The organism is Pseudomonas sp. MDT1-85, assembly GCF_054898065.1.
In genome coordinates, this window is record NZ_CM142715.1 from 6081343 (window position 1) to 6093947 (window position 12605).

The 12605-nt window shown below is 58.8% G+C and carries 12 protein-coding genes; 2 read left to right on the plus strand and 10 right to left on the minus strand.

What is annotated here, in order from left to right; all coding sequences use genetic code 11:
• Window positions 1-98: 98 nt before the first annotated feature.
• The 4 genes from ACYZT2_RS27430 to ACYZT2_RS27445 form a co-directional block, all read right to left on the minus strand.
• On the minus strand, window positions 99-1196 hold the full coding sequence (locus ACYZT2_RS27430) for a polyamine ABC transporter substrate-binding protein (RefSeq protein ID WP_461973286.1): 1098 nt from the start codon (window positions 1194-1196) through the stop codon (window positions 99-101).
• 182 nt (window positions 1197-1378) lie between these two features.
• Entirely contained in the window at window positions 1379-2743 is a 1365-nt protein-coding gene (locus tag ACYZT2_RS27435; RefSeq protein ID WP_461968938.1) for an aspartate aminotransferase family protein, read from the minus strand.
• 58 nt (window positions 2744-2801) lie between these two features.
• Window positions 2802-4160 carry a glutamine synthetase family protein gene (locus ACYZT2_RS27440; RefSeq protein ID WP_461968940.1) on the minus strand — a complete coding sequence of 453 codons (1359 nt, stop codon included), beginning with the start codon at window positions 4158-4160 and terminating at the stop codon, window positions 2802-2804.
• Window positions 4161-4197: 37 nt separating this feature from the next.
• The gene (locus tag ACYZT2_RS27445; protein WP_461968942.1) at window positions 4198-4974 is read right to left on the minus strand and encodes a gamma-glutamyl-gamma-aminobutyrate hydrolase family protein; all 777 of its coding nucleotides are present in this window, start codon (window positions 4972-4974) and stop codon (window positions 4198-4200) included.
• Between the two features lie 278 nt (window positions 4975-5252).
• Between ACYZT2_RS27445 and ACYZT2_RS27450 the strand changes: the two genes are divergently transcribed.
• Together ACYZT2_RS27450 and ACYZT2_RS27455 are read left to right on the plus strand one after the other, a co-directional pair.
• Window positions 5253-6629 (plus strand): glutamine synthetase family protein, encoded by a 1377-nt coding sequence (locus tag ACYZT2_RS27450; protein ID WP_038980872.1) that lies wholly within the window; start codon window positions 5253-5255, stop codon window positions 6627-6629.
• A 240-nt stretch (window positions 6630-6869) separates the two neighbouring features.
• Window positions 6870-7502 carry a TetR/AcrR family transcriptional regulator gene (locus tag ACYZT2_RS27455; RefSeq protein WP_461968944.1) on the plus strand — a complete coding sequence of 211 codons (633 nt, stop codon included), beginning with the start codon at window positions 6870-6872 and terminating at the stop codon, window positions 7500-7502.
• A 201-nt stretch (window positions 7503-7703) separates the two neighbouring features.
• Here the strand turns inward: ACYZT2_RS27455 and ACYZT2_RS27460 are convergent, their stop codons facing one another.
• From ACYZT2_RS27460 to ssuE, 6 genes are all read right to left on the minus strand, one after another.
• On the minus strand, window positions 7704-7919 hold the full coding sequence (locus ACYZT2_RS27460; RefSeq protein ID WP_003229256.1) for a TOBE domain-containing protein: 216 nt from the start codon (window positions 7917-7919) through the stop codon (window positions 7704-7706).
• 34 nt (window positions 7920-7953) lie between these two features.
• A complete protein-coding gene (gene ssuB / locus ACYZT2_RS27465; RefSeq protein ID WP_461968946.1) occupies window positions 7954-8760 on the minus strand; it encodes an aliphatic sulfonates ABC transporter ATP-binding protein in 807 nt (268 codons plus the stop codon).
• Window positions 8757-9539 (minus strand): aliphatic sulfonate ABC transporter permease SsuC, encoded by a 783-nt coding sequence (gene ssuC, locus ACYZT2_RS27470; protein ID WP_461968948.1) that lies wholly within the window; start codon window positions 9537-9539, stop codon window positions 8757-8759. Before ssuC ends, ssuB begins: the two co-directional genes overlap by 4 nt.
• A gap of 9 nt (window positions 9540-9548) precedes the next feature.
• A complete protein-coding gene (ssuD, locus tag ACYZT2_RS27475) occupies window positions 9549-10697 on the minus strand; it encodes an FMNH2-dependent alkanesulfonate monooxygenase (protein ID WP_007899470.1) in 1149 nt (382 codons plus the stop codon).
• Window positions 10698-10721: 24 nt separating this feature from the next.
• Window positions 10722-11702, minus strand: coding sequence for a sulfonate ABC transporter substrate-binding protein (locus ACYZT2_RS27480; protein WP_461968951.1), 981 nt, complete (start codon window positions 11700-11702; stop codon window positions 10722-10724).
• A 102-nt stretch (window positions 11703-11804) separates the two neighbouring features.
• Window positions 11805-12398, minus strand: a complete 594-nt coding sequence (ssuE, locus tag ACYZT2_RS27485) for an NADPH-dependent FMN reductase (protein ID WP_461968953.1) — start codon at window positions 12396-12398, stop codon at window positions 11805-11807.
• Window positions 12399-12605: the final 207 nt, after the last annotated feature.

Genomic DNA, 12605 nt, shown 5'->3' on the forward strand with positions numbered 1-12605 from the left:
GCCGCAGGCTGCGTTCAACGGCGAAGCAGTTGTGCTGTCGAAAAGCGGAGGTCCTTCGGACCTCAACGCAGCCTTCGGCAGCTGCTACAGGGTTTTACTTATTTACCGGATTTAATCTTGGTCCAACTGCGAGTCATGATCCGCTGGGTCGCGGCCGGCAAGTCAGCAATCGCGTACAGCTTGGCCAGCACGTCCGCTGGCGGGTAGATGCCTGGGTCGGCGGTGATTTCTTTATCGACCAATTCGGTGGCGGCCGCGTTACCGTTCGGGAAACGTACGGCGTTGGTGATTTCAGCCATGATTTCCGGCTTCTGCAGGAAGGTCATGAACTTGTAGGCGCCTTCGACGTTTTCGGCATCTTTAGGGATGGCGACCATGTCGTAGAAGCTGCCGGCACCTTCTTTGGGAATGTTGTAGCTGACTTTCACCTTGTCACCGGCTTCAGCGGCGCGAGCCTTGGCCTGATAGATGTCACCCGAGTAACCCACGGCGACGCAGATGTTGCCGTTGGCCAGGTCGGAGATGTACTTGGACGAGTGGAAGTAGCCCACCGAAGGACGGATTTTCAGGAACAGCGCTTCGGCTTCAGCCAGTTGTTTCTTGTCCTGGCTGTCGGTTGGATAGCCCAGGTAATGCAACGCCACCGGAATCATCTCGGTTGGCGAATCGAGGAAGCTGATACCGCACGACTTCAACTTGGCCGCGTTTTCAGGTTTGAACAGCAAGTCCCAGGAGTTGGTTGGCGCGTCGGCACCCAGTGCAGCCTTGACCTTCTCGGCGTTGAAACCAATACCGATCGAACCCCACATGTAAGGGAATGCGTGTTCGTTACCCGGGTCGCTCACCGATACCGCTTTGAGCAGGTCCGGGTTCAGGTTTTTCCAGTTAGGCAGCTTGGACTTGTCCAGCTTCTGGTAGACGCCGGCCTTGATCTGTTTGGCCAGGAAGTTGTTCGACGGCACGACGATGTCGTAGCCGGACTTGCCCGCCAGCAGCTTGGCTTCAAGGGTTTCGTTACTGTCGAACACGTCGTAGACGACTTTGATACCCGACTCGGCCTCGAACTTCTTGACGGTATCCGGTGCGATGTAATCGGACCAGTTGTACACGTGCAGCACCTTGTCGTCGGCCTGAACGGCACCCGCCATCACGCCCATCAGGGACATGGCGAGGAGGGTCTTGCCAGCTATCTTCATACCTAATGCCTTCATGGGTAATGCTCCAATTTTTCTTTTTAACCACGTGCTCAGCGGCCTGTTACTGGGCATCCGAACAACCGGTAGTCTGGCAAGATCCAAGGCAGGCTTTCAAGGAAAGCCCCATCCTTTGTTTGCACTGAGCGAAGTGCAATCTTCGCACCTCGCTCAGAGCCTAGCACTTAGCCCTGCAACGCACTCAGGGTCAGGTCCAGGCACTTGCGCGCCTTGGTCACCAACTCGTCGATTTCAGCCGGTGTAATCACCAGTGGCGGAGCAATGATCATGGTGTCGCCGACGGCGCGCATGATCAGGCCGTTTTCGAAGCAGAACGTGCGGCAGATCATGCCGACGCCCTTGCCTTCGTAACGTTTGCGGGTGGCTTTGTCCTGAACCAGTTCAATGGCCCCCAACAGACCGACCCCACGCACTTCCCCCACCAACGGGTGATCGCTCAGTTCCCGTAGACGCTTTTGCAAATAGGGTGCCGTTTCTGTGCGCACTCGCTCGACAATTTTCTCGTCGCGCAGGATACGAATGTTTTCCAGCGCTACCGCAGCGGCCACCGGGTGCCCGGAATAAGTGAAACCGTGGTTGAAATCACCCCCTTCGTTGAGCACCTCGACCACGTCGTCATGCACGATCAGGCCACCCATCGGGATGTAGCCGGAGGTCAGGCCTTTGGCGATGGTCATCATGTGAGGTTTGAGGTCGTAGAAATCGGTACCGAACCACTCACCGGTACGGCCGAAACCGCAGATCACTTCGTCGGCCACGAACAGAATGTCGTACTTGGCGAGGATTTCCTTGATGCGCGGCCAGTAGCTGTCTGGCGGAATGATCACGCCGCCGGCGCCCTGGATCGGCTCGGCAATAAAGGCACCGACGTTGTCGACGCCGACTTCCAGGATCTTCTCTTCCAGCTGATTGGCCGCCCAGATACCGAACTCGTTCGGCGTCATGTCGCCGCCTTCGCCGAACCAGTACGGCTGGGCAATGTGGACGATGCCCGGGATCGGCAAGTCGCCCTGTTCGTGCATGTACGTCATGCCACCCAGGCTCGCGCCGGCCACGGTAGAACCGTGATAGCCGTTCTTGCGACTGATGATGACTTTCTTCTTCGGCTGGCCCTTGATCGCCCAGTAGTGGCGAACCATCCGCAGCATGGTGTCGTTGCCTTCGGACCCGGAACCGGTGAAGAACACGTGATTCATGCCTTCAGGCGCAACGTCGGCAATCACCTTGGCCAGCTCCAGTACCGGCGGGTGAGCCGTCTGGAAGAACAGGTTGTAATAAGGCAGTTCGCGCATCTGTTTGCTGGCGGCATCGGCCAGCTCATCGCGACCGTAGCCGATCGCTACACACCACAGGCCGGCCATGCCGTCGAGGATCTTGTTGCCCTCGCTGTCCCAGAGGTAAACGCCCTTGGCGCTGGTGATGATGCGCGGGCCTTTCTCTTTCAGCTGCTTGAAGTCGCTGAACGGGGCCAGGTGGTGATCGCTGCTCAGGGCTTGCCATTCACGGGTTTGCGGGTTGTTGCTGGTCATGCGAATTCTCCTAAGATTCGAGTGGAGGGCGCCGCCAAGCGCAGCGGCGCCCGGCGTATCAGACGGCGAAGAGCAGGAACTCCCGCTCCCACGAACTGATCACGCGCTTGAAGTTTTCATGCTCGGCCCGCTTGACCGCGATGTAGCCCGTGATGAACTTCTTGCCCAAGTACTTTTCGATGGTCTTGCTGTTTTCCATGCGTTCCAGGGCGTCTTCAATAGTCAGTGGCAGGCGCAGGTTGCGCCGCTCATAACCACGACCCACGACCGGAGCACTCGGGTTATGCCCTTCGACCATGCCGATAAGGCCGCACAACAGGCTGGCGGCGATGGCCAGGTAAGGGTTGGCATCAGCCCCCGGCAGACGGTTTTCCACCCGACGATTCTGCGGCCCGGCATCCGGAACCCGCAGGCCCACGGTGCGGTTCTCTTCGCCCCACTCCACGTTCACCGGTGCCGAGGTGTCCGGCAGGAAGCGACGGAACGAGTTGACGTTGGGTGCGAACAACGGCAGCAGCTCAGGAATGAATTTCTGCAAGCCGCCAATGTGGTTGAGGAACAGCTGGCTCATGGTCCCGTCTTCATTGGAGAAGACGTTTTTGCCGGTCTCGATGCTGATAATGCTCTGGTGCAAGTGCATGGCGCTGCCGGGCTCGCCGGTCATGGGCTTGGCCATGAAGGTCGCCGCCACGTTGTGCTTGAGCGCGGCTTCACGCATGGTGCGTTTGAACACCAGAATCTGGTCGGCCAGGGACAGGGCATCGCCATGACGGAAGTTGATTTCCATCTGCGCCGTGCCGTCTTCGTGGATCAGCGTGTCGAGGTCCAGCTCCTGCAGTTCGCACCAGTCGTAGACGTCTTCGAACAATGGATCGAATTCGTTCGCGGCTTCAATCGAGAAAGACTGGCGACCGGTTTCCGGACGACCGGAGCGGCCGATCGGCGGTTGCAGCGGGTAATCCGGGTCATCGCTGCGCTTGGTGAGATAGAACTCCATTTCCGGCGCCACGATCGGCTGCCAGCCGTGGTCGGCGTAGAGTTTCAGCACCTTCTTGAGCACGTTGCGCGGCGACAGCTCGATCGGATTGCCCTGCTTGTCGTAGGTGTCGTGGATCACCTGAGCGGTGGGCTCGATGGCCCAAGGCACCAGAAACACCGCGTTCTGGTCGGGGCGGCAGATCATGTCGATATCGGCCGGGTCGAGCAGTTCGTAATAGATGTCGTCTTCGACGTAGTCGCCGGTGACGGTCTGCAACAGAACGCTTTCGGGCAGGCGCATGCCTTTTTCGGCAATGAACTTGTTGGTCGGCGAAATCTTGCCCCGAGTGATGCCGGTCAGGTCGCCAATCATGCATTCGACTTCTGTGATCTTGTGGTCTTTCAACCAATCGGTGAGCTGGTCGAGGTTGTTACTCATAAATGCCTCTTAGGCTGAGTTTCCTGACTCTTATAAGTCAGGCGTTGTTTGACGCATCGGCGTCGCGTTGTAGTGCGTGCTTGCGGCAGGCATCGCCAAATGCCTGGAAAATCGCAAGGTAGTCAGGGTTAGAGCTTACCTGCCATTCGGGATGCCATTGAACTCCCAGAGCAAAAGCTTTGCCGCTATTGACTGAGACAGCTTCGATCAAACCGTCTGGAGCCAAAGCCTCTACGCGAAGGCCCGGCGCCAGACGGTCAACGCCCTGACCATGAATCGAATTGACTTGAATCTCGCTCGCCAGACCCAGCCCGGCCAGTACACCGCCCGGCTGGACGTGCACCGGGTGACTTGGCGCGTATTGCCCTTCCAGCGGCAGGCTGTCGTCTTCGCGATGATCCATGAATGGACCGGCCTCGTGCACCTTCTGGTGCAGACTGCCGCCGAACGCCACATTCATTTCCTGGAAGCCGCGGCAAATGCCGAGCACGGGAACGCCGGCCTCGACAGCGGCGCGGATCAGCGGGAGAGTGGTGGCATCGCGTGCAGAATCATGAGCGGTACCCGGCGCACTGGACAGGCCGTTATAGTGAAACGGTTCTATATTAGAAGGGGAGCCTGTAAAGAGAATGCCGTCCAGAGCGTCCAGAATATCGGACGATGTCAGTAGATCCGCCAGGGATGGAAGAATCAACGGCAGGCCCTTGGCAGCTGAAGCCACGGCGCGTACGTATTTGTCGCCACTGATGTGATAAGCATGCAGACCGATCTGCTTTGAGCAGGCGGTGACGCCGATTAACGGCAGGCGAGACATGAAGCACCCCGGTATTATTGCTGTTATGGGTTTAAATCGAGCTTAGCCTTGTTCATTTTTTTACACAACACCCCCGTAAAAAATACAACACGGCCCGCTCAAGCTCGCGGGCGCCAAGAAGGCTGAAGGCATAAAAACGCCCCTAAGTGCCTCAAAAAAGCCCAATGAGTGCTTTTTTAGGGCAAAAAAGGCCTCGCTTGACTTCGGCATGCCGTTCGGGTTGACTGGAATCCGAAGAGATCAATGATTGATATTTTTAACAACAAAGGTGTTGCATCATGTCGGTACCCCCGCGTGCCGTTCAGCTTAACGAAGCGAACGCGTTCCTTAAGGAACATCCTGAGGTTCTGTACGTTGACCTTCTGATTGCGGATATGAATGGTGTGGTGCGCGGCAAGCGCATTGAACGCACCAGCCTCCACAAGGTTTACGAGAAAGGCATCAACCTGCCGGCCTCTCTATTTGCTCTGGATATCAATGGCTCGACGGTGGAAAGCACCGGTCTGGGCCTGGACATCGGCGATGCTGACCGAATCTGCTATCCAATCCCCGACACCCTGTGCAATGAGCCCTGGCAGAAGCGCCCGACTGCGCAACTGTTAATGACCATGCACGAACTCGAAGGTCAGCCATTCTTCGCCGACCCGCGTGAAGTGCTGGCCAATGTGGTGCGCAAGTTCGACGAAATGGGCCTGACGATCTGCGCCGCGTTCGAACTGGAGTTCTACCTGATCGACCAGGAGAACGTGAACGGTCGTCCGCAACCGCCGCGCTCGCCGGTTTCCGGCAAACGCCCGCACTCGACACAGGTCTACCTGATCGACGACCTCGACGAATATGTCGATTGCCTCCAGGACATTCTGGAAGGTGCAAAGGAGCAAGGCATCCCTGCCGACGCGATCGTCAAGGAAAGCGCCCCGGCACAATTCGAAGTGAACCTGCACCACGTGGCCGACCCAATCAAGGCCTGCGACTATGCGGTACTGCTCAAGCGTCTGATCAAAAACATCGCCTACGACCATGAGATGGACACCACCTTCATGGCCAAGCCTTACCCAGGCCAGGCGGGTAACGGTCTGCACGTCCACATCTCGATTCTTGATAAAGATGGCAAAAACATTTTTGCCAGCGAGGATCCCGAGCAGAACGCCGCACTGCGTCACGCGATCGGCGGTGTGCTCGAGACCCTGCCGGCGCAGATGGCTTTCCTCTGCCCGAACGTCAACTCCTACCGTCGTTTCGGCGCACAGTTCTACGTGCCGAACTCGCCGTGCTGGGGCCTGGACAACCGTACCGTGGCCATCCGCGTACCGACCGGTTCCTCCGATGCCGTGCGCATCGAGCATCGTGTCGCCGGCGCTGATGCCAACCCGTATCTGTTGATGGCTTCGGTTTTGGCGGGCGTGCACCACGGCCTGACCAACAAGATCGAGCCGGGCGCGCCCGTGGAGGGCAACTCCTACGAGCAGAACGAGCAAAGCCTGCCAAACAACTTGCGTGATGCACTGCGTGAGCTTGATGACAGCGAAGTCATGGCCAAGTACATCGATCCGAAATACATCGATATCTTCGTCGCCTGTAAAGAGAGCGAGCTGGAGGAGTTCGAACACTCCATCTCCGACCTCGAGTACAACTGGTACCTGCATACCGTGTAAGTGGTTGCAGTAAAAAAACGCCGCCGGCCTCACAGCTTGCGGCGTTTTTTTATGGGTTCATAAAGTTGACCGAGTTGGATTCATCGCGAGCAGGCTCGCTCCCACAGGGGGATTTTCTGTGCACACAGAATTTATGCTCACTGGAGATCAACTGTGGGAGTGAGCCTGCTCGCGATGGCGTCCTGGCAGACAACACACACCCCTGCTCGTACAATGCCCGCTGCCCCGCAGGAGACTTCAATGACCCGACTCGCCACCCCACGCAAACCCCGCGCCCGCAGTCAGGCCCGGATCGATTCGATACTCGATGCCGCCCGCACGCTGCTGGCCGCCGAGGGCGTGGCCAGCCTGTCGATCTACAGCGTCGCCGAACGCGCGGAGATCCCGCCCTCCTCCGTCTACCACTTTTTCGCCAGCGTCCCGGCCCTGCTGGAAGCCCTGACCGCCGATGTCCACGCCGCGTTTCGCGCCTGCCTGCAAGCGCCCATCGACCACCATGCCCTCAACGGCTGGCGCGATTTATCGCGACTGGTGGAACAACGCATGCTCGCCATCTACGACGAAGACGCCGCCGCCCGCCAATTGATCCTCGCCCAGCACGGCCTGACCGAAGTCACCCAGGCCGACCGCCAGCACGACATCGAACTCGGCGACCTGATGCACAAGCTGTTCGACCACCACTTCGAATTGCCGACGCTGCCGAGTGATGTCGATGTGTTTGCGCTGGCCATGGAGCTGGGCGATCGAGTGTATGCACGCTCGGTGCAACAGCATGGGCAGATCACACCGCGAATGGCTGAGGAAGGGATGCGGGTGTTTGATGCTTATATTGGGTTGTATTTGCCACCCTATCTGCCCAAGCGCACCGTTTGATTATTCGCTGACCATCCCGGCCTCATCGCGAGCAGGCTCGCTCCCACATTGAATTAGTGTCGGGCACACATTTCATGTTCGCTGGAGATCAACTGTGGGAGCGAGCCTGCTCGCGATAGCCGCACCGCTGATTTACCGGAAAACACCCACAAAAAACCCCGAAGGGCTAACACCCTCCGGGGTTGTTGTTTGCGCACGCGCTTACAACTTGGCGATCGACACCTCGGTTGATTTCACAAACGCGATCACCTCACTGCCGACCACCAGTTCCAGCTCTTTCACGGAACGGGTGGTAATCACCGAAGTGACGATGCCGGAGGCAGTCTGCACGTCGATTTCCGACAGCACGTCGCCCAGCACGATTTCCTTGATGGAGCCTTTGAACTGGTTACGAACGTTGATGGCTTTGATTGTCATGATGTCGATTCCTGTCGTTGGATGAATCTTCAAGTTATTGAGCCCAACGCAATTGCGTAGGCAGTGGTGAAACAGGTTCCGGTTCCGGCGGTTGGCCAGGCAAGGACAGCACGCGGTTGAGCACTTCGGTTTCCAGCGCAGCCAGCCGATGGGAGCCACGGACCCGAGGGCGCGGCAGTTCCACCGTCAGATCGAGGCCGACCTCGCCCTCTTCAATCAGGATCACCCGGTCGGCAATCGCCACCGCTTCGCTGACGTCGTGGGTCACCAGCAACACGGTGCAGCCATGCTGTTGCCAGAGCCGTTCGATCAGTTGCTGCATTTCGATTCGGGTCAGGGCATCCAATGCGCCCAGCGGTTCGTCGAGCAACAGCAAGCGCGGTTGATGGATCAAAGCGCGAGCCAGAGCCACACGCTGCTTCTGCCCGCCGGACAAGGCTGCCGGCCATTCGTTGGCGCGATCCGCCAGGCCGACCGCTTCCAGCGCTTGCAATGCTTGCGGCCGCCAGTTGCCTTTAAGCCCGAGACCGACGTTGTCGATGATCTTTTTCCAGGGCAGCAGACGGGCTTCCTGGAACATCAGTCGGGTGTCTTCCCGGGCGTCACTGAGTGGCGCTGCGCCTGCAAGCAGCTCACCACTGGTGGGCTTGTCGAGACCGGCGAGCAAGCGCAGCAAAGTACTTTTACCGCAGCCGCTACGCCCGACCACCGCTACAAACTGCCCGGCCGGAATGTGTAGATCGATCTCGCGTAGCACCTGCCGCGAACCGAAGTTTTTTTGCAGCTTGCGCACCACCAGCGCAATTGCGCGCAACAAGCGTGGAGGTTGTTGAGCCGTCATGCGGCACCGCCCTTGGCAACCTGATAAGCCGGATGCCAGCGCAGCCACACGCGTTCAAGCCCACGCGCCGCAAGGTCGGCCAGCTTGCCGAGCACCGCGTACAAAAGAATCGCCAGCACCACCACGTCAGTCTGCAAGAACTCCCGGGCATTCATCGCCAGATAGCCGATGCCTGAACTGGCGGAGATGGTTTCAGCGACGATCAGGGTCAGCCACATAAAGCCCAGGGCAAAACGCACACCGACCAGAATCGATGGCAACGCACCCGGCAGGATTACCTGACGAAACAGGCTGAAACCGGACAGGCCATAACTGCGGGACATTTCCACCAGTGCCGGATCGACGTTGCGGATACCGTGATACGTGTTGAGGTAGATCGGGAACAACGTGCCCAACGCCACCAGAAAAATCTTCGCCGACTCATCAATGCCGAACCACAGGATCACCAGCGGAATCAGCGCCAGGTGCGGCACGTTGCGGATCATCTGCACCGAACTATCGAGCAGGCGCTCGCCCCATTTCGACAAGCCCGTGATGAAGCCCAAGGTCAGACCGATGCCGCCGCCAATGGCGAAACCGAGTGTCGCCCGCCAGCCGCTGATGGCCAGGTGAGTCCAGATTTCACCGCTGCTGACCAGGCTCACACCGGCCTCGATCACCGCGATCGGTGCCGGCAGAATTCGCGTCGACAACCAGCCCGCCGATACCGACAACTGCCATACCGCCAGCAACAAGACCGGCAACGCCCAAGGCGCGAGGTTGTGGATGATTTTCTTCATGGCGGCGCCTCAGCTCTGGGACGCGGCTTTGGGAAGAATGTCGTTGGCCACCATCTCGCCGAACGGGCTGACATAGTTGGCGCCTTTGGGCAGCTCCGGACGCTCGATGTCCAAGTGCGGGAACAACAACTCGGCCACCCGGTAGGACTCTTCCAGGTGGGGATAACCGGAGAAGATGAACGTATCGATGCCCAGGTCCGCGTATTCCTTCACCCGAGCGGCCACGGTCGGACCGTCGCCGACCAGCGCCGTTCCGGCACCGCCGCGCACCAGACCGACACCGGCCCAGAGGTTGGGGCTGACTTCCAGATGGTCGCGGCTACCGCCATGCAACGCGGCCATGCGTTGCTGGCCGACCGAATCGAAACGTGCCAGAGACGCCTGGGCACGGGCGATGGTTTCGTCGTCCAGATGCGAGATCAGTCGATCCGCCGCTTGCCAGGCCTCGGCATTGGTTTCACGAACGATCACATGCAGGCGAATACCGAAGCGCACGGTGCGGCCGAGTTTCGCGGCTTTGGCGCGAACCTGTTCGATTTTTTCTGCCACGGCGGCCGGTGGCTCGCCCCAGGTCAGGACCATTTCGACCTGCTCTGCCGCGAGGTCTTGCGCCGCTTCCGACGAGCCGCCGAAATACAGCGGCGGACGCGGTTGCTGGATCGGCGGATAGAGCAGTTTGGCGCCCTTCACGCTGATGTGCTGACCGTCGTAATCGACGGTTTCACCTTCCAGCACCCGGCGCCAGATTCGGGTGAATTCCACCGAGGCCTGATAGCGCTCTTCGTGACTGAGGAACAAACCGTCGCCGGCCAGTTCTTCCGGATCGCCGCCGGTGACCAGGTTGAACAGCGCACGACCGCCAGACAAGCGATCCAGTGTCGCGGCCTGACGCGCCGCCACCGTGGGGGAAATGATCCCGGGGCGCAGGGCGACAAGGAATTTCAAACGCTGGGTCACCGGGATCAGCGATGCAGCCACCAGCCACGAGTCTTCGCAGGAGCGACCGGTGGGAATCAGCACCCCGCCGAAGCCCAGACGATCCGCCGCTTGCGCGACTTGTTGCAGATAACCGTGATCGACGGCGCGAGCGCCTTCGGCGGTGCCAAGGTAATGGCCATCGCCGTGGGTAGGCAGGAACCAGAAAATATTGAGGCTCATGGAGTGGTCTCCTTAGGAATCTAATTACGGCGCTTTGGCCACGGCGGCGGGTGGTGTCCAGATCACGTCTTTGATGCTCAAGGGTTTGGGAATCAGCTTGAGCTGGTAGAAGCTGTCGGCGATTTTTTGCTGGGCAGCGACTACTTCCGGCGTCAGGAACAGCGCGCCGTAGCCCTGGCGTTTCACCAAGGTGAGGGTGATGTCCGTTGGCAAGCCGAGCAGTGGCGAAACTTGCTTGGTCACGTCCTCCGGATTGGCCTTGGACCATTCGCCGACCGCGCGTACTTCTTCCACCAGAGCCTTGATCACCTCAGGATTTTTCTGCGCGTAAGGTTTGGTCGCCAGGTAGAACTGGTGGTTGTCGACGATGCCTTGGCCATCGCGCAAAGTGCGTGCTTGCAGTTGCTGTTCGGCGGCGGCCTGGTACGGGTCCCAGATCACCCAGGCATCGACACTGCCACGTTCGAACGCCGCGCGGGCATCGGCTGGCGGCAGGAACACGGTCTGGATGTCGGTGTATTTGAGGCCGGCGTCTTCAAGCGCACGCACCAGCAGATAGTGCACGTTGGAGCCTTTGTTGAGCACGACTTTCTTGCCCTTGAGGTCCTGCACCGATTTGATCGGCGAGTCCTTCGGCACCAAAATCGCTTCGCTGTGTGGTGCTGGTGGTTCATAGGCGACGTAGAGCAGATCGGCGCCTGCTGCTTGGGCGAACACGGGCGGCGTTTCACCGGTGACGCCAAAGTCGATGGAGCCGACGTTCAGGCCTTCGAGCAGTTGCGGGCCACCGGGAAATTCAGTCCATTGCACGTCCACGCCTTGGGCGGAGAGGCGTTTTTCGAGGGTGCCTTTGGCTTTAAGCAGCACCAAAGTGCCGTACTTTTGATAACCGATCCGGAGGACGCCTTCATGGGTAGAAAGTGCCTGAGCTTGAGTAATGGCGCCGAAGGTTAAAGCCGCAGCAAACAGAGCGACCAGACCACGACGCAAAATGACAGTGCGCATAGCGCTCTCCTTTTTGCAGTTGGGTTTTGGCTGCACCTGCTTGCCCGTTAGCGGACCAGTAAGGTGGAGTACATCAAATTCGGGTGCGGCTTGAGTGCTGGCTTAAATGCTCCAGCGAGCACTCAACAAACGCTCATTCAACAGGTTCGGATCGAGCGGCTTGGGCCGACGAGCCATGGCGCTGAAAAACTGCTCCAGCGCTTCAAACAATCGTTGCGCAAGCTCCGGCGCCAACTGCGCCTGGGCGCTGCCTTCGCCGTAAGCGATCTGGCTGTCCACGGCGAAAATCCCCTGCAGCATTTCCTGGGCTTTCAACGCCGACAGCACCGGTTTGAGTGCGTAATCCACCGCCAGCATATGGGCGATGCTGCCGCCGGTAGCCATCGGCAAAACCACCTTGTGGCTCAGGGCACGTTCGGGCAGCAGATCGAGTAAAGTTTTCAGCGCACCGGAGAACGATGCTTTGTAGACCGGCGTGGCGATCAGCAAGCCATCGGCGTTTTCAATCTGTTGCAGCAGGTCGATCACTTTCGGGCTGTCGAAGCGGGCATGCAGCAAATCTTCGGCCGGGAAGTCCCGTACCTGATAACTCACCACTTCCACACCTTGCTCTTGCAACCAGCGTCGCGAGCGCTCCAGCAAAATCCCGGAACGGGAGCGTAGGCTGGGACTGCCACCGAGTGAGACGACCAGCATTCAGACAATTCCTTGAGCGATGTTGGCGATTCGCGGCTTGCGATCTCGCTTTGATGGAATGACCTTAACAGGTGATTTATATATCCATAAATCATATTTATTCATTTGGTTATTCTTTAAATGAATATGTGGATTGTCTTTTTTCAGGATCGAGTAGGAGGCGGATTTACATCCGCCGTCCTCTCACACCACCGTACATACGGTTCC